Source organism: Kitasatospora sp. NPDC056273, assembly GCF_042268845.1.
Classification (GTDB): domain Bacteria; phylum Actinomycetota; class Actinomycetes; order Streptomycetales; family Streptomycetaceae; genus Kitasatospora.
On the sequence record NZ_JBHJSJ010000070.1, the window covers coordinates 17,477 to 41,718 of the forward strand.

A 24,242-nucleotide genomic window follows, 5' to 3' on the forward strand; every position below is an offset into this window, starting at 1 on the left:
GGGCCAGACCCGGTGGGATGGTTGAGGCGCCGGTGACGGTTGGGCGGGCGACGGTCGGGGGCCGCACGCTCAGTCCCGCCGGTCGGGGCCCGGGTGTCCTGGGGGCCCCGGAGGCCTGATTCCTGAGGCCGTGGTCCCCGAGTCTGTGCTCCCCGGGCCGCCCGCCCGGTCGCGGCCCTGGCCGGCGGCCAGGCGGCGCCGGATCACCAGCAGGTCGAGCGCGGTGATGCCGGCGAACCCGGCGCACAGGGCGGCGAAGAAGGCGTAGGTCCCCTGGTTGGGTGCGGGGCCCGGGCCGGCCAGCGCGGCCAGCACGGCGAACGCCACCGCCCCGCCGAGGAACAGGACGAGGAAGACCCGGGAGAGCACCCGCCGCAGCTCCAGGTCCGAGCGGGCGGTCACCGGCTCGGTGCCCCGGCGCACCGTCTCCTGCGGCCGGAGCTGGGGCATCGTCCGGCCGGGGCCCTGCGGGGTGTGCGGGAAGTCGTGGCGCTCGCCGCTCCGGCGGCGGGCCCCGCCCGCGTGCGGCAGGTCTGGGCTGGGTCGTACGGCCATGGCGGCCCCCGAACGGATTCGGCCGGTTGTGTTCCGTCGGCGCGCCTACCCGGTTCCGGCGCCGGCACACGCCCGCGGGGCACCCGCCCGCACCGGCCCGCCGATGCCCGCCGTCGCCCACCGCCGCCCGCCGCCCGGGCCCCGAAGCCCGGCGGATTCGGCCGCTGTTCACCGGGGCATGGCCCGCCCGATGATCTCCGACCAGTCCCGGTCCCTACCGTCAGGGCCCACACCACTTCCGGGAGCGAACATGCACGACAACCAAGCGACCGAGCACGAGTGCGGCTGCCCGCGGACGGCCGACCTCGACGGGGAGGGGCCGGCCGCGGACAGTCGGCGCCGGTTCCTGCGCGGGGCCGGTCTGCTGGGCGCGGGGGTCGGCACCGCCGGGCTCGGTCTGCTCGGCGCGGTGCCGGCGCAGGCGGCCGGGCCCGAGGCGGCGGGCGCGGCGGGTGCGGCCGTGAAGGCGCCCAGGAAGGGCAAGGGGAAGGGGCGGTGGCAGCCCGACCCGGACGCCCGGCAGTTCACCGTCGTGGTCATGCCGGACACCCAGTACCTGTTCGACCAGGACCGGATCCACCCGGCGCCGCTGGAGGCCTCGGTCCGCTACGTGCTGGACGGCGGGGTCAACCGGGAGGACGGGACGGACGACAACATCGTCTTCCTGGCCCACCTCGGCGACGTCACCGAGAACGGCCTGGCCGTCGAGTACGCCGCCGTCACCAAGGTGTTCGGCCTGCTGGACGACGCGGGCGCGGCCTACGGCGTGCTCGCGGGCAACCACGACGTCCGCTCCTCGACCGACGACCAGCGCGGCACCACCCCGTACCTGGAGACCTTCAGCAAGGCCAGGGCCGCCCGCACCTCCGGCTACCGCGGCTCCAGCCCGGACGGCTACAACACCTGCCACGTGTTCCGGGCGGCGGGCCGCGACTGGATGGTGCTCTCGCTGGACTGGCGGCTCTCCGACGCGGGCTTCGCCTGGGCGAACGGGGTGATCGCGGCGAACCCCAAGCTTCCGGTGATCCTGACCACCCACGACCTGGCGCACGCCGACGACGGCGGCCGCGCCGAGCTGTCCGACAACGGGAAGCGGCTCTGGGAGCGGCTGATCGACGGCAACGACCAGATCTTCCTGACCGTCAACGGGCACTACTGGCCGCCCGGGCGCACCGTGCTGCGGAACAGGGCCGGCCACGACGTGCACGTCCACATCACCAACTACCAGGACCGCTACTACGGCGGCGCGGCGATGATCCGGGCGTACCGCTTCGACCTCGACCGCGGCACCGTCGACGTGTCGACCTTCTCGCCCTGGATCCAGCAGATCGCGGCCGAGGAGCGCAACGCGCTGGCGGCCCAGCACGTCGAGCTGACCTCGGACGTGGACCGCTTCTCGCTCGCGATCGACTTCGAGCGCCGCTTCGCCGGCTTCGCACCCGTCCCGCAGCGCCCGGCGCGCCGGGCGGGGGAGCTGCTGGTCCGCGACACGGTGGCCTACTGGCGGTTCGACAACGGCGGCGCGGACGGTGCGGCCGTCGCCCCGCAGCAGGTCGTCAAGGACCTGAGCGGGCAGGGCAACGACCTGCTCTGGCAGAGCGCCCCCGGCACGCCCGACGGCGCGCTCAGCTGGTCCGCCGAGCACCACCCGGACCAGCCGGGCCACGGCAGCCTGCTGTTCAGGGGCACCCGCTCGCCGGTCCGCGGCGGCTACCTGCAGACGGTGCCCACCGCGCCGGTGAACCGGGAGACCTTCGAGCGCGGGTTCACCGTCGAGGCCTTCTTCAAGCTGCCCGCCGACTGGGACTCCGCGCAGAGCCGCTGGTCCGCCCTGCTCAGCCGCTGGGGGACGAGCGCCGAGGCGGGCAGGAGCGGGCCCGGGACGGACGCCGACGAGCCGGTCGCGACGCTCAGCGTCTCCGAGGCGCCGGCCCTCCAGTGGTGCGTCTATCCGCTCAACCAGACCGGGGCGTCCACCTGTTGGGGCCACCAGCTGCCGCTGGACCACTGGTGGCACGTCGCGGTGGTCAACGACGGGAAGCTCAGCCGGATGTACGTCGACGGCTGCGAGGTGGCACGCAACCCGGCGACACCCGCGGTCGGACTGACCACGCTGGGACGGCCGTGGATGCTGGGCGGCTACGCGTACGCGGGGGTGCTGGACAAGGTCTTCCACGGGTACATCGGGGACGTCCGGATCGTGAAGCGGGCGCTGCGGGTGGGCGAGTTCATGACCGCCTGACCCGCGCTCCCGCGCGGCACGGACACCGCCGGGCCCTGGTACGGGCCCGGCGGTGCGGTCGTTTCCGGGACGGCGAACGGCGATCGGCTGGCGACCACGCCGGAGCCGTCAGCCGAGCAGGGTGGCCTCGACCCCGGCGAGCACCGCCGCCAGGCCCTGCTCGAAGCCCTCGTCGAAGTCCTGGAACATCACCCGGCCCGATTCGGCGGCCAGCGGGTGGGCGGCCAGGCGCTCGGCGCGGGCGTCCAGGTCGTAGCCCTCCTCGCCGTCGAAGGGGTTGGGGCCCATCGCCTGCTCCTCGATGACGTAGCCGATGGTGTAGCTGTAGGCGGTCTGCCAGGCCCGGGCGGCGGCCACCGGGGTGAACCCGGACTCGACCAGCAGGCGCAGCCAGGTGTCCAGTTCGGCCGCGTAGCCGGTGTCGGTGAACCGGGAGCCGCTGTAGACCTTCGCGCCGTCGCGATAGCGCAGCAGCTCGGCGCGCAGGGTGCGCATGGTCCTCAGGTAGGTCTCCCGCCAGTCGCCCGGGGCCGGGGCGCGACCGGCCCCGTCGGCCCCGTCGGCCCCGTCGGCCCCGTCGGCCCCGTCGGCCCCGCTGGCCGCGTCGGCCCCGTCCGCCCCGGCGCCCGCGCCCGCCGCCGCCCGGGCCGTCATGCGGCGCATCATCTCGGTCGCCATCTCGTCCAGCAGCGCCTGCTTGTCCTTGAAGTGCCAGTACAGCGCGGGCGCCTTGACGTCGAGCCGGGCGGCGATGGCGCGCAGCGTCAGGCCGTCCAGGCCGGCCTCGTTCAGCAGGTCCAGCGCGGTGTCGACGACCTGGCCGCGGTCGAGCTTGGGGGTTCTCTGGGGGGTCACGGTTGACAGTTTAACGCCGTTAAGTGCACGCTGTCGGCAACGGCTACTTAACAACGTTAAGGAGGTTGTCGTGGCTTCTCACGGCATGCACACGGACGTCCTGGTCATCGGCGCCGGGCCCACCGGACTGGCCCTGGCGCTCGACCTCGCCCGGCACGGCGTCGCCGCGCTGGTGGTCGAGCGCGGCGCGGAACTCTTCCCCGGCTCGCGCGGCAAGGGCCTCCAGCCGCGCACGCTGGAGGTGCTCGACGACTTCGGCGTGCTCGACCGGGTCCGCGCGGTCGCCGGGCACTACCCGCCCAACCTGTTCTGGCGGGACGGCGAACCGCAGGGCGAGCGCCGGATGTTCGACCCGACCGAGCCCTCCGAGGCCGAGCCGTACACCGAGGCGCTGATGCTGCCCCAGTGGCGCACCCAGCAGGTGCTGTACGGGCGGCTGCGCGAGCTGGGCGGCGAGGTCGCGTTCGGCCGGGAGCTGGTCGGCCTGGCGCAGGACCAGGAGGGCGTGACCGCCGAGTTCGTTGCCGGCGGCCCGGTCCGGGCGCGGTACGTCGTCGCGGCGGACGGCGGCCGCTCGACGGTGCGGCGACTGCTCGGCATCGGGATGACCGGCGAGACCGTCGACCCGGACCCGATGCTGGTCGCGGACGTCCGGATCGACGGGCTGGACCGCGAGCACTGGCACGTGTTCGGCTCCGAGGAGGGGATGCTGGCGATCTGCCCGCTCGGCGGCACCGAGGACTTCCAGCTGGTCGCCCAGTTCCCGGAGGGGACGGCCGTCGACCTCACCCTCGACGGGCTGCGCACGGTGGTCGCGGCCCGCTCCCACCTGGCCGCCGAGCAGGTCACCGAACTGCGCTGGATCTCCGAGTTCCGCCCTCGTGCCGCGCTCGCCGACCGCTTCCGCGCGGGCCGGGTCTTCCTGGCGGGCGACGCCGCGCACGTCCACTCGCCGGCCGGCGGGCAGGGCCTGAACACCAGCGTCCAGGACGCCTACAACCTGGGCTGGAAGCTGGCCGCGGTGCTGACCGGGCGATCGGGGGAGGGGCTGCTCGACAGCTACCAGGAGGAGCGCCGCGGCAACGCGGCCGCGATGCTGGAACTGTCCACCAGGGTCCACCGCGGCGAGCAGCGCCGCGGCCGGGCGACCCAGCAACTCGACCTCGGCTACCGGGAGTCCGCGCTCTCGGTGGAGACCCGCCAGGACCTCCCGGCGGACGCGCTGCGGGCCGGCGACCGGGCCCCCGACGGCCGCCGGGGCGGCACCCGGCTGTTCGACGCCTTCCGCGGCCCGCACTGGACGCTGCTCACCGTCGGCACGGACACCCCGCTGCCCGCCGTCACCGCCCCGGTGGTCCGCATCCCGGCCTACGAGGCGTACGGCACCGGGGTGTTCCTGGTCCGGCCGGACGGCTACCTCGGGTGGGCTGGCGCTACCGCCGACGGCCTCGCGGCCTACGCGGGGCGACAGGGGCTGCTCGCCCCCTGAGGGGCTCCGGGGGTCCGTGCCCGGGCCGGCCGGCGACGCCGGTGCGCCGGGCGCGGTGGAAGCGCGGACACCCGGCGGCCGTCCGGGGACGACCGGCCGGGTGCCGGATCAGTGCTTGCCCGCGTCCTTGACCTTCTCCACGGCCTGTTTCAGGTCGCTCTTCGCCTGCTCGGCCTTGCCCTTGAGCTCGGTCGAACGGTCGCCGGTGGCCTTCCCGGCCGCTTCCTTGGCCTTGCCGCCGGCCTTCTCCGCCATGTTGCGCAGCTTCTCCTCGGTACCCACGGCGGGTGCCTCCTCTCGTCGACGGGGCGAAGGTCCGCCCCGGGCGGCGTCTGCCCGGGGAGCGGGCTTCCATGCGCGGGGTCCGCGAGTCGGTCCGGCGGGACAGTCCGGCGAGTCGGTCCGGCCGGTCCTACCGGGTGCGGGCCTCGGCGGCGGTCTTCAGGTCGTGCAGCCAGCCTTCGAGGCCCTGGCGGAGGATGTCGGTGGCGGCGGGGACGTTCGCGTCGACCTGGGGGCCGGTGTGGGTCTCCTCGGTGCGCACCAGGACGCCGCCGGGGACCTCGGTGAAGTTCCACACGTGGACGCCGTCGATCCGCAGCCCGGTCGCGACCGCCGGGCCGGTCCAGCGGATGCAGGCGCCGGGCCGCAGCTGTCGGACGGTGGAGGTGATCTCCAGGACGGGGTCGGCCGAGGCGGGGTTCGGGGGCAGCGGGGTGGTCCAGTGGAACGCCGACCCCGGGCGCAGCGGGCCGCCGTCGAGGCGCTCGGCGCTCCGCACCGGCGCCTGCCAGTCGGGCCAGCGCGCCACGTCGGTCTGGAGCCGCCAGACCGTCCGCAGCGGTGCGTGGATCACGGCCTCGGTCCGGTGGCGGACGGGGGCGTCGGGATCGACGCCCGCCCCGCCGCAGGTGAGCGAGGAGCCGGGGCGGTGGGCGGTGGCGGCCCCGGCCGGCGCGGCGGCGGCGCCGAGCAGCCCGAGGGCGAGCGGGAGGGTCAGCAGGGCGGTGCGGATGCCGGTGCCGCGGGTGGAGCTGCGCGTGGCGGACATGGAACTCCCCATTCACTGGTCGGCCGTCGGGACGGCTCGGACGCCTTGCGAGCTAGATGCTCACGCCTTCGTTAGAAGTTGTAACTCCGCGAGGACCGGGGCGTCAACAGGTTCCGTGATACCTTCTAACGGAAGCGTGAACATGTAGTCGGGCGACGCGGGGAGCGGGCGAAGGCCATGGCGAGGACGGGCGCGGACACCCCGCGCGAGCGCTACCGGGCCCAGGTGCGCGAAGAGGTCAAGGCGCACGCCTGGGAGCAGATCGCCACGGCGGGCGCCTCGGCGCTCTCCGTCAACGCGATCGCCAAGCGGATGGGGATGAGCGGCCCCGCGCTCTACCGCTACTTCGCCGGCCGCGACGAGCTGATCACCGAGCTCGTCCGGGACGCGTACCGCAGCCTCGCCGACACCCTCGGCGCGGCCGCCGCCGAGGGCGCCGACCTGGCCGGGCTCGCCCACGCCCTGCGCGACTGGGCGCTGGCCGACCCCCAGCGGTACTTCCTGATCTACGGCACCCCCGTGCCCGGCTACCGCGCGCCCGAGGACACCACCGCCATCGCCGACGAGGTCATGCGGACCCTGGTCGACGCCTGCGCGGCGCTCGCCCCGGCCGGAGCGGACACCCCGGAGGCGCCGTTCACCACCCACCTGCTGGGCCGGGACTGGGCGGGCGAGCAGCCGGCCCCGCCCGAGGTGCTCCACCGCTTCCTGGCCTTCTGGACCCGCCTGCACGGTGTGCTGTCACTCGAGCTCGCCGGACACTTCACCGGCATGGGCTTCCGGCCCGGGCTGCTCTTCGAGGCCGAGCTGGCGAGCCTGCTGACGCCGCGGTTCTGACCCGGCCGCCTCCCGGTCGTCGCCTGTCCGCCGTCGTCGCGCGGCCACGCCCCGTCGGTGCCACCGGGGCCCCGGCGCCCGGCCGGCCCCCGCCCCGAGGTCGGCACGCGCGGGGCACTGGGGCGTGTACGGCCGGTCGTGCTCCGGTTCGTACGGGTGTGCCGGGTGTGGCGCGTTCGCCGCAGCGTCACTCCGGGTAGTTGAAGGGCTGCACGGTGTTGGCGGAGGGGGTGGGGTCAGGGAGTCGCGATGACGGAACACGAGCAGCTCGGTGCGCCCGCCGGCCCGGAAGGACACCCCACCCGGCCCGAACGGGTGCCGCCCCAGGCCCCGGCGTCCGGGAAGCGCGGGGCGGGCGCCCGGCCCGGACCGGACGGTGACGGCACCGCGGTCCCCTGGCCCGACCTGATGCTGCCACTGCTGCGCACCCCCACGGCCGACCGCCGGCCCGCGCCGGAGGGGGCCGGCGCGGACCCGCCGACGGGCGTCGAGCCGGCCCGGGTGCTGGACCTCGCGCTGCTGGTCGGCGAGCTGCTGCTGGCCAGCGGCGAGGCGGCGGAGGACGTCGAGGCCGCGATGCTCGCCGTCGCCCACGCCTACCGGGTCCAGCCCTGCGACCCGCAGGTGACCTTCACCCGGGTGGCGATCTCCTACCAGCCCGGCCCGTCGGAGCCCTCGCTGACCGCCGAGTGCTCGGTGCGCCGCCCGGCCGTCGACTACGCGCGGCTGGCCCTGGTGTTCCGGCTGGTCACCGAGATCGCCGTGGGCGGGATGGCCGTCCCCGAGGCGCACGGCCGCCTGGTGGCGGCCCGCCGGCGCCGCCGCCGGTACTCCGGCCGGCTGTTCGTGCTCTCCTGCGGCGGGATGGCCGGGGCCGCCACGCTGCTGATCGGCGGCCGGGCCGACGCCCGGGCCTGGCTGGTGTTCGCCAGCGCCGTCGTCGCCGCGCTGGTGGGTGAGCGCTTCTCGGCCCTGGTGGCGCGCCACGACCTCCCGGCGTTCTACCAGTTCGTGGTGGCGGCGGTGCCCGCCGCCGTGATCGGCATCCTGCTGTCGTTCAACGGTCTGCACCTGCGCGGATCGGTGGTGATCACCGGCGGGCTGTTCGCGGTGCTGCCGGGGTGGCCCATGGTGGCGGCGGCCCAGGACGGCCTGGCGGGCTTCTACCTCACCGCCGCCGCCCGGCTGCTCGAAGCGCTCTACCTGATGACCGGCGTGGTGGTCGGGGTGATGACGGTGCTCTACGTCGGCGTCAACAACGGGGCCGACCTCGCCGCCCAGGACGTCCCGCCCGGGGCGGTCAACCCCCCGCTGCAACTCGCCGCCGCGGTGCTGCTCACCCTGGCGTTCGCGGTGCTGCTGAACACCGAGCCGGCCACGCTGCCGGCGGTCCTGCTGAACAGCGCGGCCGGCTGGACCACGTACGGGGTGCTGGTGAACGCGGGCGGCGAGCCGATCCTGGCCACCGGTCTGGCCGCCGGGCTGGTCGGCCTGTCCGGCCAGCTCATGGCGCGCTGCCGGGGCAGCTCGGCGCTGCCGCACATCACCGCCGCCCTGGGGCCGCTGCTGCCCGGCTCGGTGCTGTACTTCGGGATGCTGGCCTTCGTCCGGGGCGAACCCGAGATCGGGCTGAGCGGCATCGGGCGGGCCGCCGCCATGGCGATGGCCCTCGCCATCGGCGTCAACCTGGGCCGCGAGCTGGCCCGGCTCTTCCTGCCCGCGCCCCGGGTGGCCGCGCCGCCCCGCCGACAGGGCGGCCGCCACCGGCGCTGACGGGGGAGCGGCGGGGCGGTTTGCCCGGGCCGCGGCGCGGTAGACGCGGGGGGTGTGGAGACGGGCCGGGCAGGACAGGCCCCGATCCCCGGGGACGACCGCTGCGGCCGGTTCGGGCCGACCGGGCCGCCCCCGCCGACAGCCACCCACCAACCCGGGAGACCCTCGTGATACTCCTCGGCGTCATCCTGCTCATCATCGGCTTCGTCACCGGAATCTCGATCCTGTGGACCATCGGCATCGTGCTGGCCGTCGTCGGCCTGGTCCTGTGGCTCGCCGGAACGCTCGGGCACGCCGTCGGCGGCCGCCGCCACTACTACTGACCGGGACTGCGCCCTGTTCACCGCCGTGCGCCACCCGTTCGACGCCCCGGGCCCGCCGGGCTCGGGGACGGTCGTTCAGGGACGGTCCTCGTGCAGCCCGCAGAGCCAGGCCAGTGCCCGGTGGACGCCGAGGACGTAGGTGTGGTCCGCCCCCTGGGTGCGGACGAGGTGGAGGCGGACGGCGGCGGCCTGGCACTCGGCCAGCAGCTGGGCGAGGCACGGGCCGATGGAGCCGGCCGTGGCGGCGGCGGTGACCGGGGCCGCGACCTGGGCGCCGGCGGCCCACCGGTAGGCGCCGAGCACGCCGTGCTCGAAGCCGGTCCAGGGCCGGGGCCGCCGGTTGACCCTGTCGATCGCGGCGAACACCTCGTCCAGCGGACGCACTCCCACGGCCGGGACCGTCTCGTCACTGGTCATGTGCGCAACCTACGTCCGCCCGCCACCGCCCGCCCCCGGGGAAGGCGGCCCGGTACGGCGGCACTGTCCCGAGCCACCCGGGCGGCCGAGGAGCCCCGCACACCGCGACCCCGGGGCGTGGCCGGGCGGCGGGAGCGGGACGGGTAGGCTGACCAGGTCGTGTCCGGCCGGAGAGGTGGCCGGGCCGGAGGAACGGGGCGGGCCGGCGGCCCGCCGGTGGAGACCCCTGATGACTCGTCGTTTTGACTGTTCGGACCCGTCGGAGCGCGCGGCCGGGCTGCGCGAGGCCGTGGCCGCGGTGCGCCGCGGTGAACTCGTCGTCCTGCCCACGGACACCGTGTACGGCGTGGGCGCGGACGCCTTCGCACCGCGGGCGGTCGACCGCCTGCTGCGCGCCAAGGGCCGGGGACGGAACATGCCCTCGCCGGTGCTGGTCGGCTCCCCGGAGGCGCTGGACGGGCTGGTCGAGGTGACGGAGCGCGCGCGGGACCTGGTCAAGGAGTTCTGGCCGGGCGGGCTGACCGTGGTCGCCCGCCACCTGGATTCGGTCGAGCTGGACCTCGGCGAGACCAACGGGACGGTCGCGGTGCGGATGCCCGCGCACCCGGTCGCCATCGAACTGCTCAACGCCACCGGGCCGTTGGCCGTCTCCAGCGCGAACCTGACCGGGCACGACTCGCCGCAGGACTGCGACGCCGCCCAGGGCATGCTCGGCGACTCGGTGGCCGTCTACCTCGACGGAGGCCCGACCGCGGCCGCCGTGCCCTCCTCGATCGTGGACATCACCGGCGAGGTGCCGGTCCTGCTGCGGGCGGGCGCGATCGGCGCCGAGCGCCTGCGCGAGGTGGTCCCCGACCTGCGGGAGCGCTGAGCCCGGACACCCCGGAGCCCCGGCCCGCGTAAGCGAAGCCCCGGTCCGCGGGAGCGCCGCACCCGGTCGACGGGCCGTACCGCGTGGCGCCCCGGCGGCCCGGGCCGCCGCCGCTAGGGTCGGCGATGGCGTGCGAGGGCGGGCCCTCCGCCGGGCCGGGGAGGGGGTCGGCGCCGCGACCGGGGGCGTCACCGGCTCCGCTGCGGAGGTTCCATGAACGCTTCGTCCACCGCGCCGCCCCCCGCGCGGGACCGCACCCGGGTGAGGGTCCGGCAGGGCAGCACGCTGCTGCGCTGGCTGTTCACCACGGACCACAAGGTCATCGGGAACCTCTACCTGGCGACGGCCTTCGGCTTCTTCCTGGTCGGGGGCGTGCTCGCGCTGCTGATGCGGGCCCAGCTGCTGGGGCCGGACACCGGGCTGCTGTCGAACGAGCGGTACAACCAGCTGTTCACCATGCACGGCACGATCATGCTGCTGCTGTTCGCCACCCCGACCTTCGCCGGGTTCGCCAACGCGATCATGCCCCTGCAGATCGGCTCGCCGGACGTCGCCTTCCCCCGGCTGAACGCCTTCACCTACTGGGCGTTCCTGCTGGGCGGGCTGACGGTGCTGAGCGGCTTCCTCACCACCGGGGGCGCGCCCTCCTTCGGCTGGTTCGCCTACGCGCCGCTGAACGGCCCGCTGTTCTCGCCGGGGGCGGGCGGGGACCTGTGGGCGTTCGGCCTGGTGGTGGCCGGCCTCGGCACCATCCTGGGCGCGGTCAACTTCATCACCACCATCACCTGCCTGCGGGCGCCGGGCATGACGCTGTTCCGGATGCCGGTCTTCACCTGGAACGTGCTGTTCACCTCGGTCATGGTGCTGCTGGCCTTCCCGGTGCTGACCGCCGCGCTGCTCTGCCTGGAGGCCGACCGCAAGTTCGGCGCGCACGCCTTCGACGCGGCGAACGGCGGGGCGCTGCTGTGGCAGCACCTGTTCTGGTTCTTCGGCCACCCGGAGGTGTACATCGTCGCGCTGCCGTTCTTCGGCGTCATCAGCGAGATCATCCCGGTGTTCAGCCGCAAACCGCTGTTCGGCTACCACGGGATGGTCGGCGCGACCATCGCCATCACCGCGCTGTCCATGTCGGTGTGGGCGCACCACATGTTCGCCACCGGCCAGGTGCTGCTGCCCTTCTTCGCGATGATGTCCTTCCTCATCGCGGTGCCCACCGGGGTGAAGTTCTTCAACTGGGTCGGGACGATGTGGAACGGCTCGCTCTCCTTCGAGACCCCGATGCTCTGGTCGGTCGGCTTCCTGGTGACCTTCCTGTTCGGCGGGCTGAGCGGGGTGCTGCTGGCGGCGCCGCCGATCGACTTCCACGTCACCGACAGCTACTTCGTGGTGGCCCACCTGCACTACGTGCTGTTCGGGACGGTCGTCTTCGCGACCTTCGCGGGCTTCTACTTCTGGTGGCCGAAGCTCACCGGGAAGATGCTCGACGAGAAGCTGGGGAAGGCGCACTTCTGGATCCTGTTCACCGGGTTCCAGACCACCTTCCTGGTGATGCACTGGCTGGGCGCCCAGGGGATGCCGCGCCGCTACGCGAGCTACCTGGCGGTGGACGACTTCACGGCCCTGAACGTGTGCGCCTCGATCGGCTCGTTCCTGCTCGGGGTCTCCAACCTGCCGTTCTTCTACAACGTCTGGCGGACCACCAGGTACGGCGAGAAGGTCGCCGAGGACGACCCGTGGGGCTGGGGCCGGTCGCTGGAGTGGGCCACCTCCAGCCCGCCGCCGCCGCACAACTTCCACGCGCTGCCCCGGATCCGCTCGGAGTCGCCGGCCTTCGACCTGCACCACCCGGAGGTGTCCGCGGCGGAGTCGTCGACCGGCGACTCCGGTGTGCCGTACGGCCGTACCGGCGGACGGGGGAGCGGGCGGTGAAGGCGGAGGGGTGGCTGTTCGCGGTGATGACCGCGTTCTTCGCGGTGACCGGGCTGGTCTACGGCCTCTGGGCCCGGGAGCCGGCCGGCAAGGCGATCCTGACGGTGGCGTTCCTGATGTCCGGTCTGGTCGCGCTGTTCTGGTTCGTCCAGTACCGGCGGTCGGGCGGCGGCCGGGCGCAGGACCGCGAGGAGGCCGAGATCGCGGAGGCCGCCGGGCCGGTGGGGTTCTTCCCGGCCCGCAGCGGCTACCCGGTCCTCGCGGCGGTCGGCGTGACGGTCTTCGCCCTGGGGCTGGTGTTCGCCCGCTGGCTGATCGTCGTCGGCGCCCTGGTGCTCGCGCTCGCCGTCGCCGGCTTCATCTTCCAGTACCGCGACCACGGCGCGGGCTGAGCCGGCGCAGCAGCCACCGGAGCGGGCCGCCCGGGCCCGCCCCGGGTGCCGGGCCGGCCGGGGGAGCGGGATGGGCCGGGGCGGTGAGGACGGCCGCCATCCGCTCCGACTCCCCTGCGGTGGCGGGCAGTTCGACCCGGTCGCGGTGGAACCAGGAGCTCGCGGCGGCGCGCACCCGCTCGTGCCGCGGCGCCCCCTGCGGGGCGGTGACCGGCTCGGCCTCGGCGCGCGCCAGCAGCACGTACCGCTCGGCCTCGGGCAGCGGGCGGCGGTGGCCGGAGAAGCCGCCGTCGTGGGCCTGGTCGATCCGGCCGGTCTCGTCGCCGTCCAGCAGCCGGTCGCGGTCCCGGGCCTGGAGGGCCAGGCAGAGGCGCCGGGTGAGCAGGAAGACCACCGGCGGCAGCACGACCAGCGCCGTCCGCAGCACCACGGTGAGCGCGTTGACGTCGAGCCCGAAGGCGTACGCGATCACGTCGTTGCCGCCGGCGACCAGCAGCACCGCGTAGACGGTGATCCCGGCGGTGCCCAGCGCGGTGCGGGTGGGCCTGTTGCGCGGGCGGTCGCACAGGTGGTGCTCGCCGGTGCCGGGGTCGAGCCACCGCTCGACGAAGGGGTAGGCGTACAGCGCCGCGAACAGCAGGCCGGGCACCACCAGGGCGGGCAGCAGCACGTTCCAGGACAGGGTGTGCCCGAGCACCCTGGTCTCCGCGGCCGGCATCAGCCGCAGCGCCCCCTCGATGAAGCCGATGTACCAGTCCGGCTGCGCGCCCGTGCCGACCACGTCGGGGCGGTAGGAGCCGTACCGCCAGACCGGGTTGACCTCGGCGAGGAACGAGGAGAGCGCCATCACGCCGCCCACCGCGAACAGCAGGCCCGTCGTTCGGGTCAGGAACTGGGGGAAGAACGGCATCCCCACCACGTTGCGGTTGGTACGGCCGGGGGCGGCCCAGTGGGTGTGCTTCAGCACCACCACCAGCGTCAGGTGCGCGCCGACCAGGGCCAGCAGCAGGCCGGGGACCAGCAGGACGTGCACGGTGAACAGCCGGGGGATGACGTCGTGCCCGGGGAACTCGCCGCCGAAGGCGAACAGGGTGAGGTACGTGCCGACCAGCGGCACCGAGAGCAGCACGCCCTCGGCGATCCGCAGGCCGGTGCCGGAGAGGGTGTCGTCGGGCAGCGAGTAGCCGGAGAACCCCTCCAGCAGCGCGAGGTTGAACAGCGTCACCCCGATCACCCAGTTGAGCTCGCGCGGGCGGCGGAACGCCCCGGTGAAGAACACCCGCAGCAGGTGCGCGCCGATCGCCGAGGCGAACAACAGGGCCGACCAGTGGTGAATCTGACGGATCATCAGTCCGCCCCGCACCTCGAAGCTGATCCGCAGGGTCGACGCGTACGCCTCGGACACCCGGACGCCGTCGAGCGGCAGGTAGGCGCCCTGGTAGACGACCTCGTTCATGCTCGGCCGGAAGAAGAAGGTCAGGTAGACGCCGGTCAGCAGCAGCACCACGAAGCTGTACAGCGCGAGTTCGCCGAGCAGGAACGACCAGTGGTCCGGGAAGACCTTGCGCAGCAGCTCCCGGCCCGCCTCCGTGACCGGCAGCCGCCCGTCCAGGCGGGCCGTGACGCGCTCGCCGGCGGACGGCTGGTGCCCGTTCGAAGCCCTGGTTTCGTCCACGGCAGGAACCTAGTGGGCCGTACGGCACGCGGGGCGGCCGAGCGCGGTCGGCGGCGGCAGAGCACTCCAACGGCGGAACGGGCGGCCGTCGCGGTGAGCCGCCCGGGACAGCAGCACGGCCGGCGCGGTGCGACCGGGGAACGTCACCGACCGGAGGGACCTCGTGGAGATCGACCGGGGGACCTCGTGGACCGCCCAGCGGGATAGCCCACGCGGACGCCCGCCGCAATGACGACCCCCGACAACCGCGGGCCGAAACTTCCGTGACGGCATGGCAAGGGCGGCGCCCGCCGGCGCGGATAGGCTCCGGACGACCGACACCTTGATCACGATCTCCGGATCGGAGAGGGCGCCACCGCGTGAGCATCCAGCAGATCACCCCCAAGCAGCGGGGCTACCTGATCGTCAACTCCCACCCGGCCGGCAGCGAGGCCACCGTCGACCGCCAGTGGCGGCGCATCGAGCCCGCGGCCGCGACCGGACGGGCCCCGGTCGTCCTGGTCCTCGGCGCCAGCGCCGGGTACGGCCAGGCGATCCTGCTCGCCGGGCTGCGCCGCCACGGCGTCCGCGGGATCGGCGTCGCCTACGAGGGCGCCGCCACCGAGCGGCGCACCGCCACCGCCGGCTGGTACCGCACCGCCGCGACCTCCGCCCTGGCCGAGGGCAGCGGGGGAGACGTCACCTTCCTCAACGCCGACGCCTACGCCGACGCCACCCGCGCCGAGGTGCTCAAGCTGCTCGCCGAGCGGTACGGCCCGGTCGACCACCTCGTCTACTCGCTGGCCTCGCCCCGGCGCACCGACCCGGCCACCGGCGAGGTCCACCACTCGGTGATCAAGCCGATCGGCTCCCCGTACACCTCGCCGTCCCTGCTGTTCGACGACGGGGCCCCGCGGGTCGGCACCGTCGACCTCGCCCCGGCCGACGAGGCCGAGCGGGCGGCGACCGTCAAGGTGATGGGCGGCGAGGACTGGGGGCTGTGGGTGCGGGCGCTGGCCGAGGCGGACCTGCTCGCCCCCGGCTTCACCACCGTGGCCCTGTCCTACGTCGGCTCCGAGATCACCGCGCCGGTCTACCGGCAGGGCACGATCGGCGCCGCCAAGGAGCACCTGGAGGCCACCGCCCGGGAGCTGCAGACCGGGGTGCTCGCCGACCGCGGCCGGGCGTTCACCGTCGTCGCCGGCGCGGCCGTCACCCAGGCGTCCACCGCCATCCCCTCCATCGCCCTCTACACCTCGCTGCTGCGCAACGTCCTCGGCGAGGACGGCTGGCGCACGACCGACGACCAGGCCGTGGACCTGTGGGAGCAGCTGACCGGCGCGAGGGAACCCGCCCTGGACGACCGGGGCCGCATCCGCCTGGACGGCTGGGAGCTCGACCCCGCCGTGCAGGACCGGGTGCGGGAGCTGTGGGCCGACCCGGCGGCCGCGCTGGCCGCCGACCCGGCCGGGGCCGCCTGGTTCTACAACCAGTTCCGGCAGCTGTACGGCTGGGACGTCCCCGGCGTCGACTACACCGTCGGGGTGGAGACCTCGGTGCCCTGGCCGGGGCAGCGGTAGCGGTCCGGCCGTCGGCGGACCGGGGCCGGACCCGGGTCAGGGGGTGCCGGGTTCGTCGAGCAGCAGCTCCAGGAGGGGCAGCGCCGCCTCCAGGGCGCGGCACTGCTCGGGGCTGAGCCGGGCGCTGCGGCGGGCCAGCAGGGCGGTGCGCTCGCGGCGGATCCGGGCCAGCGTCTCCAGCCCGAGCGGGGTGGGGGCGAGCAGCTGGGAGCGTCCGTCCTGCGGGTCGGGGGTCTTGGCGACCAGCCCGTCGGCGACCAGCGGGGTGACCGTACGGACCATGGACGGCACCGCGACGCCCTCGCGTGCGGCGAGTTCGCCGAGCCGCAGCGGCCCGTGCTGCTCCACCCGGGCCAGGGCGGAGAGCTGGGCGGCGGTGAGGTCCTGGTCGCCGGAGGCGCGGACCAGCTGGCGGTTGAGCCGGCCGATCGCCAGCCGGAGCCGGACGACGGCCTCGGCGGACAGGCCGCCGCGGCCGTCGCCGTCCGCGCTCACGGCCCGGGCTCCTTCGTCGGCGGGGCGGCGGGCCGCGCGGGGGCGGGCGCGGTGGTGGCCGGCCGCCCGGCCGTCGGCGCGGCACCGGAGGGTGAGGCGCCGGACGGTACGGAGCCGGACGGTGCGGAGGCCGGACGCGCGGCGGCGGGCCGGGTCCGCTCGCGCACCAGCGAGGCGGCCGCGGCGACCAGCGACATCGCGATCGCCAGCCAGAACACCACCACCAGCCCGTCGTGGAAGGGCCCCGAGATCAGCTGGGGGAAGAACTCCCGACCGGTCAGCGTCCGGACGTTGTCCGCCGGCAGCTGCCCGAGCACCTGCGGGCCCAGCAGCTGCTGGATCGGGTTGTACCCGAGGAAGGCCGCGAACAGGGTGCCCACCGGCGGCAGCGAGGCGATGGCGTGCGCGTCGGCGGCGGGCACGCCCTGGGCGGTCAGTCCGGCGGTGAGCGTGTGCGGCAGCGAGCCCGCCAGGCCGGCCACCATCAGGGAGAAGAAGACGCCGATCGACAGCACCATGCCGGCGTTCTGGAAGGTGGCCCGCATGCCGGAGGCCGCGCCGCGGGCGGCGGCCGGCACGCTGGACATGATCAGCGAGGTGTTGGGGGCGGCGAACAGGCCGCCGCCCAGGCCGTTGACGAACACCAGCAGGGCGAACCACGGGTAGCCGAAGTCGGTGGGCAGCAGGAGCAGCCCGGCGAAGGACAGGGCCATCACCACCAGTCCGCCGGCGGCGAAGAGTCTGGCTCCGGCGCGGTCGGACAGGTAGCCGGCGACCGGTCCGGCGGCCAGGAAGCCGACGGTCAGCGGGACGAGGTAGATCCCGGCCCACAGCGGGGTGTCGGCGTAGTCGTAGCCGTGCAGCGGCAGCCAGATGCCCTGCAGCCAGATGATCAGCATGAACTGCAGTCCGCCGCGGGCGATCGAGCCCAGCAGGGTGGCCGCGTTGCCGCCCGCGAAGACCGGGTCGCGGAAGAGCGAGAGCGGGAACATCGGCTCGGCGGTGCGGGACTCGACCAGGCAGAAGACGGCGAGCAGGGCCACCCCGCCGAACAGTCCGGCCAGCACCCAGGGGTTGGTCCAGCCCATGGTGTGGCCGCCGTACGGCTGGATGCCGTAGGTGATCGCGGCGAGCAGGGCGGTCAGGCCGACGCCGAAGGTGATGTTGCCCCACCAGTCGATCCGGGCGGGCTTGCGCACCCCGGTCTCGCGCAGCGACCGGTAGGCCCAGACCGTGCCGAGGATGCCGATCGGCACATTGACCCAGAAGATCGACCGCCAGTTCCACTCGGCCAGCAGCCCGCCCAGGACCAGGCCGATGAAGGACCCGGCGATGCCCGCGACGATGTTCACCCCCAGGGCCGTGCCGCGTTGGCGGGCCGGGAAGGCGTCGGTGATGATCGCCGCCGAGTTGGCCATCAGCATCGACCCGCCGACCGCTTGCACGACCCGCCAGCCGATCAGCCACAGGGCCCCGGGCCCTCCGTGCAGCGGGTCGAGGGAGAGTGCCACCGAGGTGAGGGTGAAGATCAGGAAGCCCGCGTTGTAGATCCGCACCCGGCCGTGGATGTCGCCCAGTCTGCCGAGGGTGACCACCAGCACGGCGGTGACCAGCATGTAGCCCATCAGCATCCACAGCAGGTAGCTGACGTTGCCGGGGCGGAGCGGGTCCAGGCCGATGCCGTTGAAGATCGCGGGCAGCGAGATCAGCACGATCGAGGCGTTGACGGTGGCGATCAGGGTGCCGAGCGTGGTGTTGGACAGCGCCACCCACTTGTACCGGGGGTGCTCCGGTGCCACACCGTGGCCGGCCGGGTGCGGCCGCCCCGTCCTGCCGCCGTCGGAGAGTCGTGTCGCCACCGCTGCCTCCTGCTGGCCGGCCGGCGGGTCGGCGTGGGGAATTCGATAGCTTCCGCCAACTAACGATAGTCCGGCGGATGTTCGACCGGTAGACCCGGCCGGGGCACGGGGAGCGCGGGGGAGTGTCCGGGGCGCGCCGCCCGTCCGCCCTCCGTCACCCCTCGACGGACCGGGAGGGCCCCCGGCGGCCGCCCCGGTCCAGCAGTCGGACGGCGAGCGCGGCCAGCAGCGCGGCGGCCAGCGCGTACACGGGCAGCCAGAGCGTGGTGGTCGCGGACAGGCAGTCGGCGACGGCGTGCCGGGCCTGTTCGCCTTGGGCGGCGGCGAGCGCGGCGCCGTCCCGGGTGGCCAGGTCGCCGAGGGAGGCCTGGGCCTGCAGCCGGGCGTAGTCGCCCAGGCGGGGGCAGTCGCGGCGGGTGCCCGGCATCGGGAACAGCCAGGACCAGCGCTGCATCGCCGGGGCCAGGGCGAGGGCCACGCACAGTCCGATGACGAGCGTGTAGGCGGCCAGGCTCCGGGCGTAGCCGTCCCCGGTGTCGGTCGCGCGGCTCGGCGGGCGGGTGGAGGAGAGGACCACCGCGAGGAGGGTCAGCCCGAGGTAGGTGGAGAACCACTGCCAGGAGCCGGAGGAGAGCGAGAAGGCGAGGACGGCGGCCAGTGCGGTGCCCAGGACCCCGGCCCGCGAGGTCACCCCCGGGGCGGGGGCGGGCCCCCGGGCGGCTCGGTGGCTGTGGTCGTCCATGCGCTCTCTCCCCTGGCCGGCGGCGGGCCACCAGTCTCCGGGCGGGGCCGTGCCGGGGCCCTCGCACCATGCCGGTCCGCCCGCCGCCTCGCCCGGTTGGCGGGCGGGGACGGCGGGCGGCACTGGCAGGGCGACGGCGGCGGGGCTACGGCGGTGGGGCGGCAGCGGCGGGGCGGCTCAGGCCTGCTCGGACTGCTCGGGCGGCCACGGTCCGTGCGCCGCGACCTGGGCGCGCAGCCCGCGCAGCGCCCGGGCGGAGGCGATCCCGACCGCGCCGGTGACCAGGCCGTCCCGGACGCAGACGGCGGCGAAGCGGTGCTCCGCCAGGCTGCCGTCGACCACCTCGAACCGCTCGGCGCCGCCGGGCCGGCCGAACACCTGGACCCGCAGCCCGTACTGGTCGGTCCACAGGTACGGGACCGGCCGGTAGGCCTGCCGTTCGCCGTCCGGGCCGGCCAGCAGGTTCCGGGCCGCGTGCATGGCCTGCTCGGTGGCGTTGGTGCGCTGTTCGAGGCGGTGGTGGCGGCCGGTGCGCGGGTCGGGCCAGGAGGCGGCGTCCCCGGCCGCCCAGACGCCGGGGCCGGCGGCGCAGTAGGCGTCGCAGACCACGCCGTCGTCCAGCGGGACGCCGCTGCCGGCCAGCCACTCGGTGGCCGGTTCGGAGCCGACGGCCATCAGCACGGCGTCGGCGGCCAGTTCGGAGCCGTCGGCGAGCCGGACGCCGACGGCCCGGCCGCGCCGTTCGAGCAGCCCGGTGGCCACGCCCCGGTGCAGCCGCACCCCGTGCTCGCGGTGCAGGCCGGCCAGCAGCGCGGCCGTCTCGGTGCCCAGGACGGCGGCCAGCGGCATGGCGGTGGAGGTCAGCCAGGTCACCTCGGCGCCGAGCCCGACGGCGGTGGCCGCCGCCTCGGCGCCGAGCAGCCCGCCGCCGACCACCAACAGCCGTACGCCCGCGCGCAGTTCCTCGCGCAGGGCGAGGGCGTCGGCGAGGGTGCGCAGTACGTGCGCCCCGGGCCGGGGAGCGTCGGCGCCCGGGAGCCGGCGCGGGCGGACCCCGGTGGCCACGATGACGGCCTCGCAGCGCACCCGCCCGCCGTCGGAGAGCCGGACGGTCCGCTCCCGGCGGTCCAGCCGCTCGGCCCGGACCCCGAGGCGCAGGTCGAGCCGGAGCTCCTCCAGCGCCTCGGGGCCGCGCAGGGCCAGGCGGTCGGGCTGCCACTCCCCGCCGAGCAGGTGCTTGGACAGCGGCGGCCGGTCGTACGGCGGTTCGGGCTCGGTCCCGATCAGGGTGAGGCGGCCGTCGTAGCCGGCCCGGCGCAGCGCCTCGGCGGCGTGCAGCCCGGCCGCGCCGGCGCCGACCACGGCCACGTCCCGCAGTGCGGTCACGCCTGGTCCAGGGTGATGGCCGAGGCCGGGCAGACCGCGGCGGCGTCCCGGACGGCCTGGTGGAGTTCGGCGGGCGGTCGGGCGTCGAGCAGGACGACGATGCCGTCCTCGTCGCGCTGGTCGAAGACGTCGGGGGCGGCGAGCACGCAGTGCCCGGCGCCGCAGCACTTCTCCTGGTCGATCCGGACGAGCATGGTCTTCCTTTCGGAACGGGCGCCCCGGCGGTGTGGACTCCGGTGCGGGGCAGGTGGGTTGGTGTGGTTCCGGGGGCTCCCGGGGGAGCCCGGGTCACCAGGCGATCGGCAGCTCGTGGACGCCGTAGATGAGCATCTCGCCGCGGAAGCGGACCTCCTCGAACGGCACGGTCAGGCGCAGTCCGGGCAGTCTGCGCAGGATGGTGGCCAGCGCGATCTGCAACTCCAGCCGGGCGAGCGGCTGTCCCAGGCACTGGTGGGCGCCGAAGCCGAAGGCCAGGTGGCGGCGGGCGTCGCGGGTCAGGTCGAGCTCGTCGCCGTCGGGGAACTCCCGTTCGTCCCGGTTGGCGGTGTTGACCATGCAGATGACGCCTTCGCCCGCCGCGATCCGCACGTCGCCCAGGTCGACGTCCTCGGTGGCGACCCGGGTCACGCCGGAGTGCACGATGGTCAGGTAGCGCAGCAGTTCCTCGACCGCGCCGGGTACGGACTCGGGGTGCTCGCGCAGGTGGGCGAGCTGGTCGGGGTTGCGCAGCAGGGCGAGCACGGAGAGCGCGGTCATGTTGGCCGTGGTCTCGTGTCCGGCGATCAGCAGCAGCCGGCCCATGTCGCCGATCTGCTGGGTGCTCAGCTCGCCGCGCTCCACCAGGCGGCTGAGGATGCCGTCGTCGGGGTGGGTGCGCTTGGTCTCGGTGAGCCCGATCAGATAGTCGACCAGCTTGGCCTGGGCGTCGGCGACGTCCTCGGCGGCGGAGTCGCGGCGCAGCAGGACGCGGCTGCACTCCTGGAAGAAGTCGTGGTCCTGGTAGGGGACGCCGAGCAGCAGGCAGATGACCAGGGACGGCAGCGGCAGGGCGAACTCGTGGACGAGGTCGGCGCCGGAGCGTCCGTCGGTCATCCGGTCCAGCAGGTCGTCGGCGATCCGCTGGATCTCCGGGCGCAGCGCCTCGACCTTCTTGATCATGAACTCGCCGGTCAGCATCCGGCGGAAGTGGGTGTGCTCCGGGGCGTCCATCCGGATGATGGTCGGCCGTCCGGTGTTCAGCTGCCGGGCGCCCGCGCTGATGAACGGGTAGCCGGGCCGGGTGGAGTCGGAGCTGAACCGGGCGTCGGAGAGGACGGCCTTGACGTCCTCGTGGCGGGTGACCAGCCAGCTGGTGGAGCCGTCCCACAGGGTGACGCGGCTGACCGGCTCCTCCTGCCGGGCCTGGTCGTAGGCGGGCGGCGGGGCGAACGGGCAGGTGCCGCGGGCGGCGGGGTGGGTGAATCGGGGGGTCTTCTCGGCGGTGGCCATCGGTGGATCCCCTTCCGGGAGTCGAGCCGTGGGCACCTAGTTACGTGCCCAAAGCAACTAACTGAAAGTCACGCTAACTCGCGTTCCGTGGTGGCGAAAGGGCGGATCGGGTGACGGCCGAAACTGTCCGAAACCCGGCGCCGGCTCCCCGTCCCGGCCGCCGCCCGGACCGGATCGCTACAGTTCCCCCATGTCGGACGAAGAAGACGCCGAAGACGACCGGACCACCGCCTGCCGGCCGCAGGGCCCGAACGGCCTGGACGGCCTGGAGGACGTCCTGGCCACCCTGGCCTACCTGCTGACACGGTCACAGGAGCACGAGCGCCGCACCGCCAAGGCCGGCATCACCGCCGCCCGCTCGGACGTCTACCTGCTGCGCGCGCTCGCCGAGCGTGCGGAGGCCAGCCGGGTGAGCGACCTGGCCGACCGCCTGATGGTCAAGCCCTCCCACGTCACCCGCCAGATCGACCGCCTCCAGGGCCAGCAGCTGGTGGAACGCAGCCAGGACACGCAGGACCGGCGGGCCCGCCAGGTGGCCATCACCCGCGGCGGACGGGAAGTGCTGGACCGCCTGAAACAGGCCAACATCATCGGGCTCGCCGACGCGCTGGACGGCATCCCCGAGGCGGACGTCGTCACCACCGCCACCGTGCTGCGCCACCTCATCGACCGGTACGTGCACCGGGTGCGCGCCACGGGGGCCGACGACGACCCGCTCCCGGACCGGACGGACGGCGCCGCCGGCGCACCGGCTCCGGCCGCGGGGCCCAGAACGGCCGCGTACCAAGGCGGTTGAGCCGGGGGAGCGCCCGGGTACGTCCTCCGGCATGTCGGACGAGAAGAACCGCGCCGTGGCCGAGGCGATCCTCCCGCTGGTCGGCGGCGCCGCCAACATCCGCTCGGTCGCCCACTGCATGACCCGGCTGCGGCTGGGCCTGGCGGACCGCGCCCTGGTCGACACCGAGGCGCTCCGGGCGCTGCCGGAGGTCCTGGGCACGGTCGAGGACGACACCTACCAGATCGTGCTCGGGCCCGCCGCCGTCGCCGGGGTCACCGCGGGGCTGCGCCGGCTCCTGGAGCCCCCCGGCCCGCAGGACGGGGCCCCCGGCCCGGCGGCCGCCCCCACCGCCGAGGACCTCGCCGGGCGCGGCGAGCGCATCCGGGCCCAGGGCCGGGTGCGCAACGCCACCCCGGTGAAGCTGGCGCTGCGCCGGATCGCGAACATCTTCGTCCCGCTGATCCCCGCCCTGATCGGCTGCGGGATCGTCGCCGGCCTCTCCGGGGCGCTCGCCAACCTCGGCTGGGCACCGGCGCTGGTCACCGCCCTGGGCCCGGTCTCCTCCGGGTTCATGTCGCTGATCGCGGTCTTCGTCGGCTACAACACGGCGAAGGAGTTCGGCGGCACGCCCGTGCTCGGCGGCGCGGTGGCCAGCGTGATCGTCTACGCCGGGGTCGCCAAGGTGGAGGCCTTCGGCCACCACCTCACGCCCGGCCAGGGCGGCGTGGTCGGCGCACTCGGCGCCGCACTGCTGGCCGTCCACCTGGAGCGCTGGACCCGCCGGCTGGTGCCCGCCGCCCTGGACGTCCTGGTCACCCCCACCGTCACCGTCCTGCTCGGTGGGCTGGCCGCGCTGTTCGGCCTGATGTACGTCGCCGGGGAGGTCTCCACCGCCATCGGCCACGCCGCCACCTGGCTGCTCGCCCACGGCGGCCTGCTCGCCGGACTCGTGCTCGGCGGCCTCTTCCTGCCGCTGGTGATGCTCGGCCTGCACCAGGCGCTGATCCCGATCCACACCACCCTGATCCAGCAGCAGGGCTCCACCGTCCTGCTGCCGATCCTCGCCATGGCGGGCGCCGGACAGGTCGGCTGCGCGGTGGCGGTCTACCTGCGGCTGCGCCACAACGCCTCGATCCGGGCCACCATCAGGTCCGCGCTCCCGGCCGGCCTGCTCGGCGTCGGCGAGCCCCTGGTCTACGGCGTCACCCTGCCGCTGGGGCGCCCGTTCGTCACCGCCTGCGTCGGCGGCGCGGCCGGCGGCGCCTTCATCGGGGTGGCCGGACAGCTCGGCGACGCCGTCGGCTCCACCGCCATCGGCCCCTCCGGCTGGGCCCTCTTCCCGCTCCTGGCCGGCCCGCACGGTCTCCTCGCGAGCGCCGCCGTCTACGGCGGCGGGCTGCTGACCGGCTATGTCGCGGGCTTCCTCGCCACCTGGTTCTTCGGCTTCACCCGCGAGACCCTCGCCGAGTACAACGCCGTTGCCCCGGAGGGGGGTTCGGAATAGCCGCCGGGCCGCCGCCGAAGGG

23 protein-coding genes are annotated in these 24,242 nt (G+C 74.8%); 11 read left to right on the forward strand and 12 right to left on the reverse strand.

Going from position 1 to position 24,242, the window contains the following annotated elements; genetic code table 11:
* Positions 1-69: 69 nt before the first annotated feature.
* On the reverse strand, positions 70-555 hold the full coding sequence (locus ACFCY1_RS36855) for a DUF6343 family protein (protein ID WP_375877358.1): 486 nt from the start codon (positions 553-555) through the stop codon (positions 70-72).
* A gap of 250 nt (positions 556-805) precedes the next feature.
* Between ACFCY1_RS36855 and ACFCY1_RS36860 the strand changes: the two genes are divergently transcribed.
* A complete protein-coding gene (locus ACFCY1_RS36860) occupies positions 806-2,797 on the forward strand; it encodes a LamG-like jellyroll fold domain-containing protein (protein ID WP_375877359.1) in 1,992 nt (663 codons plus the stop codon).
* A 108-nt stretch (positions 2,798-2,905) separates the two neighbouring features.
* On the opposite strand, the gene ACFCY1_RS36865 is transcribed toward ACFCY1_RS36860, so the two are convergent.
* On the reverse strand, positions 2,906-3,652 hold the full coding sequence (locus ACFCY1_RS36865) for a TetR/AcrR family transcriptional regulator C-terminal domain-containing protein (protein WP_375877360.1): 747 nt from the start codon (positions 3,650-3,652) through the stop codon (positions 2,906-2,908).
* Between the two features lie 85 nt (positions 3,653-3,737).
* Between ACFCY1_RS36865 and ACFCY1_RS36870 the strand changes: the two genes are divergently transcribed.
* Entirely contained in the window at positions 3,738-5,141 is a 1,404-nt protein-coding gene (locus ACFCY1_RS36870; RefSeq protein ID WP_375877372.1) for an FAD-dependent monooxygenase, read from the forward strand.
* 108 nt (positions 5,142-5,249) lie between these two features.
* Here the strand turns inward: ACFCY1_RS36870 and ACFCY1_RS36875 are convergent, their stop codons facing one another.
* Together ACFCY1_RS36875 and ACFCY1_RS36880 are read right to left on the reverse strand one after the other, a co-directional pair.
* Positions 5,250-5,423 (reverse strand): CsbD family protein, encoded by a 174-nt coding sequence (locus ACFCY1_RS36875; protein WP_082346046.1) that lies wholly within the window; start codon positions 5,421-5,423, stop codon positions 5,250-5,252.
* 130 nt (positions 5,424-5,553) lie between these two features.
* Entirely contained in the window at positions 5,554-6,192 is a 639-nt protein-coding gene (locus tag ACFCY1_RS36880) for an SRPBCC family protein (RefSeq protein WP_117486453.1), read from the reverse strand.
* 177 nt (positions 6,193-6,369) lie between these two features.
* On the opposite strand from ACFCY1_RS36880, the gene ACFCY1_RS36885 reads away from it, so the two are divergent.
* The 3 genes from ACFCY1_RS36885 (at position 6,370) to ACFCY1_RS36895 (ending at position 9,125) form a co-directional block, all read left to right on the forward strand.
* Complete coding sequence (locus ACFCY1_RS36885; protein WP_375877361.1) at positions 6,370-7,029, forward strand: TetR/AcrR family transcriptional regulator; 660 nt, start codon at positions 6,370-6,372, stop codon at positions 7,027-7,029.
* Positions 7,030-7,278: 249 nt separating this feature from the next.
* A complete protein-coding gene (locus ACFCY1_RS36890; RefSeq protein WP_074003516.1) occupies positions 7,279-8,802 on the forward strand; it encodes a threonine/serine exporter ThrE family protein in 1,524 nt (507 codons plus the stop codon).
* Positions 8,803-8,969: 167 nt separating this feature from the next.
* Complete coding sequence (locus ACFCY1_RS36895; protein WP_143204583.1) at positions 8,970-9,125, forward strand: DUF6131 family protein; 156 nt, start codon at positions 8,970-8,972, stop codon at positions 9,123-9,125.
* Between the two features lie 75 nt (positions 9,126-9,200).
* Here the strand turns inward: ACFCY1_RS36895 and ACFCY1_RS36900 are convergent, their stop codons facing one another.
* Positions 9,201-9,542, reverse strand: coding sequence for a hypothetical protein (locus ACFCY1_RS36900; protein ID WP_117486450.1), 342 nt, complete (start codon positions 9,540-9,542; stop codon positions 9,201-9,203).
* 229 nt (positions 9,543-9,771) lie between these two features.
* Between ACFCY1_RS36900 and ACFCY1_RS36905 the strand changes: the two genes are divergently transcribed.
* The 3 genes from ACFCY1_RS36905 to ACFCY1_RS36915 all read left to right on the forward strand — a co-directional run bounded on the left by ACFCY1_RS36905 (position 9,772) and on the right by ACFCY1_RS36915 (position 12,734).
* A complete protein-coding gene (locus tag ACFCY1_RS36905; RefSeq protein WP_049660133.1) occupies positions 9,772-10,413 on the forward strand; it encodes an L-threonylcarbamoyladenylate synthase in 642 nt (213 codons plus the stop codon).
* A gap of 213 nt (positions 10,414-10,626) precedes the next feature.
* Complete coding sequence (gene ctaD, locus ACFCY1_RS36910) at positions 10,627-12,342, forward strand: cytochrome c oxidase subunit I (protein ID WP_375877362.1); 1,716 nt, start codon at positions 10,627-10,629, stop codon at positions 12,340-12,342.
* Positions 12,339-12,734: a cytochrome c oxidase subunit 4 gene (locus ACFCY1_RS36915; RefSeq protein WP_049660513.1), complete on the forward strand. Its 396-nt coding sequence runs from the start codon at positions 12,339-12,341 to the stop codon at positions 12,732-12,734. Before ctaD ends, ACFCY1_RS36915 begins: the two co-directional genes overlap by 4 nt.
* Here ACFCY1_RS36915 and ACFCY1_RS36920 read toward each other — a convergent pair.
* Positions 12,700-14,409: a cytochrome bc complex cytochrome b subunit gene (locus tag ACFCY1_RS36920; protein ID WP_375877363.1), complete on the reverse strand. Its 1,710-nt coding sequence runs from the start codon at positions 14,407-14,409 to the stop codon at positions 12,700-12,702. The genes ACFCY1_RS36915 and ACFCY1_RS36920 overlap by 35 nt on opposite strands.
* Positions 14,410-14,768: 359 nt before the next feature.
* Between ACFCY1_RS36920 and ACFCY1_RS36925 the strand changes: the two genes are divergently transcribed.
* The gene (locus tag ACFCY1_RS36925; protein WP_375877364.1) at positions 14,769-15,968 is read left to right on the forward strand and encodes an enoyl-[acyl-carrier-protein] reductase FabV; all 1,200 of its coding nucleotides are present in this window, start codon (positions 14,769-14,771) and stop codon (positions 15,966-15,968) included.
* A 36-nt stretch (positions 15,969-16,004) separates the two neighbouring features.
* Here the strand turns inward: ACFCY1_RS36925 and ACFCY1_RS36930 are convergent, their stop codons facing one another.
* The 6 genes from ACFCY1_RS36930 to ACFCY1_RS36955 all read right to left on the reverse strand — a co-directional run bounded on the left by ACFCY1_RS36930 (position 16,005) and on the right by ACFCY1_RS36955 (position 21,938).
* Positions 16,005-16,463 carry a MarR family winged helix-turn-helix transcriptional regulator gene (locus ACFCY1_RS36930; protein ID WP_375877365.1) on the reverse strand — a complete coding sequence of 153 codons (459 nt, stop codon included), beginning with the start codon at positions 16,461-16,463 and terminating at the stop codon, positions 16,005-16,007.
* On the reverse strand, positions 16,460-18,322 hold the full coding sequence (locus ACFCY1_RS36935; RefSeq protein ID WP_375877366.1) for an MFS transporter: 1,863 nt from the start codon (positions 18,320-18,322) through the stop codon (positions 16,460-16,462). The genes ACFCY1_RS36930 and ACFCY1_RS36935 overlap by 4 nt, the downstream gene beginning before the upstream one ends.
* A 154-nt stretch (positions 18,323-18,476) precedes the next feature.
* Positions 18,477-19,064: a hypothetical protein gene (locus tag ACFCY1_RS36940; protein ID WP_375877367.1), complete on the reverse strand. Its 588-nt coding sequence runs from the start codon at positions 19,062-19,064 to the stop codon at positions 18,477-18,479.
* Positions 19,065-19,241: 177 nt separating this feature from the next.
* Positions 19,242-20,450 carry an NAD(P)/FAD-dependent oxidoreductase gene (locus tag ACFCY1_RS36945; RefSeq protein WP_375877368.1) on the reverse strand — a complete coding sequence of 403 codons (1,209 nt, stop codon included), beginning with the start codon at positions 20,448-20,450 and terminating at the stop codon, positions 19,242-19,244.
* Entirely contained in the window at positions 20,447-20,644 is a 198-nt protein-coding gene (locus tag ACFCY1_RS36950) for a ferredoxin (RefSeq protein ID WP_049654383.1), read from the reverse strand. Before ACFCY1_RS36950 ends, ACFCY1_RS36945 begins: the two co-directional genes overlap by 4 nt.
* Before the next feature lie 94 nt (positions 20,645-20,738).
* Positions 20,739-21,938: a cytochrome P450 gene (locus ACFCY1_RS36955; protein WP_117486442.1), complete on the reverse strand. Its 1,200-nt coding sequence runs from the start codon at positions 21,936-21,938 to the stop codon at positions 20,739-20,741.
* A 190-nt stretch (positions 21,939-22,128) separates the two neighbouring features.
* Here ACFCY1_RS36955 and ACFCY1_RS36960 point away from each other — a divergent pair, with 190 nt between their 5' ends.
* Positions 22,129-22,734, forward strand: a complete 606-nt coding sequence (locus ACFCY1_RS36960) for a MarR family winged helix-turn-helix transcriptional regulator (RefSeq protein WP_375877369.1) — start codon at positions 22,129-22,131, stop codon at positions 22,732-22,734.
* Between the two features lie 31 nt (positions 22,735-22,765).
* The gene (locus tag ACFCY1_RS36965; RefSeq protein ID WP_375877370.1) at positions 22,766-24,220 is read left to right on the forward strand and encodes a PTS transporter subunit EIIC; all 1,455 of its coding nucleotides are present in this window, start codon (positions 22,766-22,768) and stop codon (positions 24,218-24,220) included.
* Positions 24,221-24,242: the final 22 nt, after the last annotated feature.

What these genes read in the sequence shown, in the direction of transcription:
- ACFCY1_RS36855 (WP_375877358.1), bottom strand. Translation starts at nt 555, where the DNA reads ATGGCCGTACGACCCAGCCCAGACCTGCCGCACGCGGGCGGGGCCCGC.
- ACFCY1_RS36860 (WP_375877359.1), top strand. Translation starts at nt 806, where the DNA reads ATGCACGACAACCAAGCGACCGAGCACGAGTGCGGCTGCCCGCGGACG.
- ACFCY1_RS36870 (WP_375877372.1), top strand. Translation starts at nt 3,738, where the DNA reads ATGCACACGGACGTCCTGGTCATCGGCGCCGGGCCCACCGGACTGGCC.
- ACFCY1_RS36880 (WP_117486453.1), bottom strand. Translation starts at nt 6,192, where the DNA reads ATGTCCGCCACGCGCAGCTCCACCCGCGGCACCGGCATCCGCACCGCC.
- ACFCY1_RS36885 (WP_375877361.1), top strand. Translation starts at nt 6,370, where the DNA reads ATGGCGAGGACGGGCGCGGACACCCCGCGCGAGCGCTACCGGGCCCAG.
- ACFCY1_RS36890 (WP_074003516.1), top strand. Translation starts at nt 7,279, where the DNA reads ATGACGGAACACGAGCAGCTCGGTGCGCCCGCCGGCCCGGAAGGACAC.
- ACFCY1_RS36900 (WP_117486450.1), bottom strand. Translation starts at nt 9,542, where the DNA reads ATGACCAGTGACGAGACGGTCCCGGCCGTGGGAGTGCGTCCGCTGGAC.
- ACFCY1_RS36905 (WP_049660133.1), top strand. Translation starts at nt 9,772, where the DNA reads ATGACTCGTCGTTTTGACTGTTCGGACCCGTCGGAGCGCGCGGCCGGG.
- ctaD (WP_375877362.1), top strand. Translation starts at nt 10,627, where the DNA reads ATGAACGCTTCGTCCACCGCGCCGCCCCCCGCGCGGGACCGCACCCGG.
- ACFCY1_RS36940 (WP_375877367.1), bottom strand. Translation starts at nt 19,064, where the DNA reads ATGGACGACCACAGCCACCGAGCCGCCCGGGGGCCCGCCCCCGCCCCG.
- ACFCY1_RS36950 (WP_049654383.1), bottom strand. Translation starts at nt 20,644, where the DNA reads ATGCTCGTCCGGATCGACCAGGAGAAGTGCTGCGGCGCCGGGCACTGC.
- ACFCY1_RS36955 (WP_117486442.1), bottom strand. Translation starts at nt 21,938, where the DNA reads ATGGCCACCGCCGAGAAGACCCCCCGATTCACCCACCCCGCCGCCCGC.
- ACFCY1_RS36960 (WP_375877369.1), top strand. Translation starts at nt 22,129, where the DNA reads ATGTCGGACGAAGAAGACGCCGAAGACGACCGGACCACCGCCTGCCGG.
- ACFCY1_RS36965 (WP_375877370.1), top strand. Translation starts at nt 22,766, where the DNA reads ATGTCGGACGAGAAGAACCGCGCCGTGGCCGAGGCGATCCTCCCGCTG.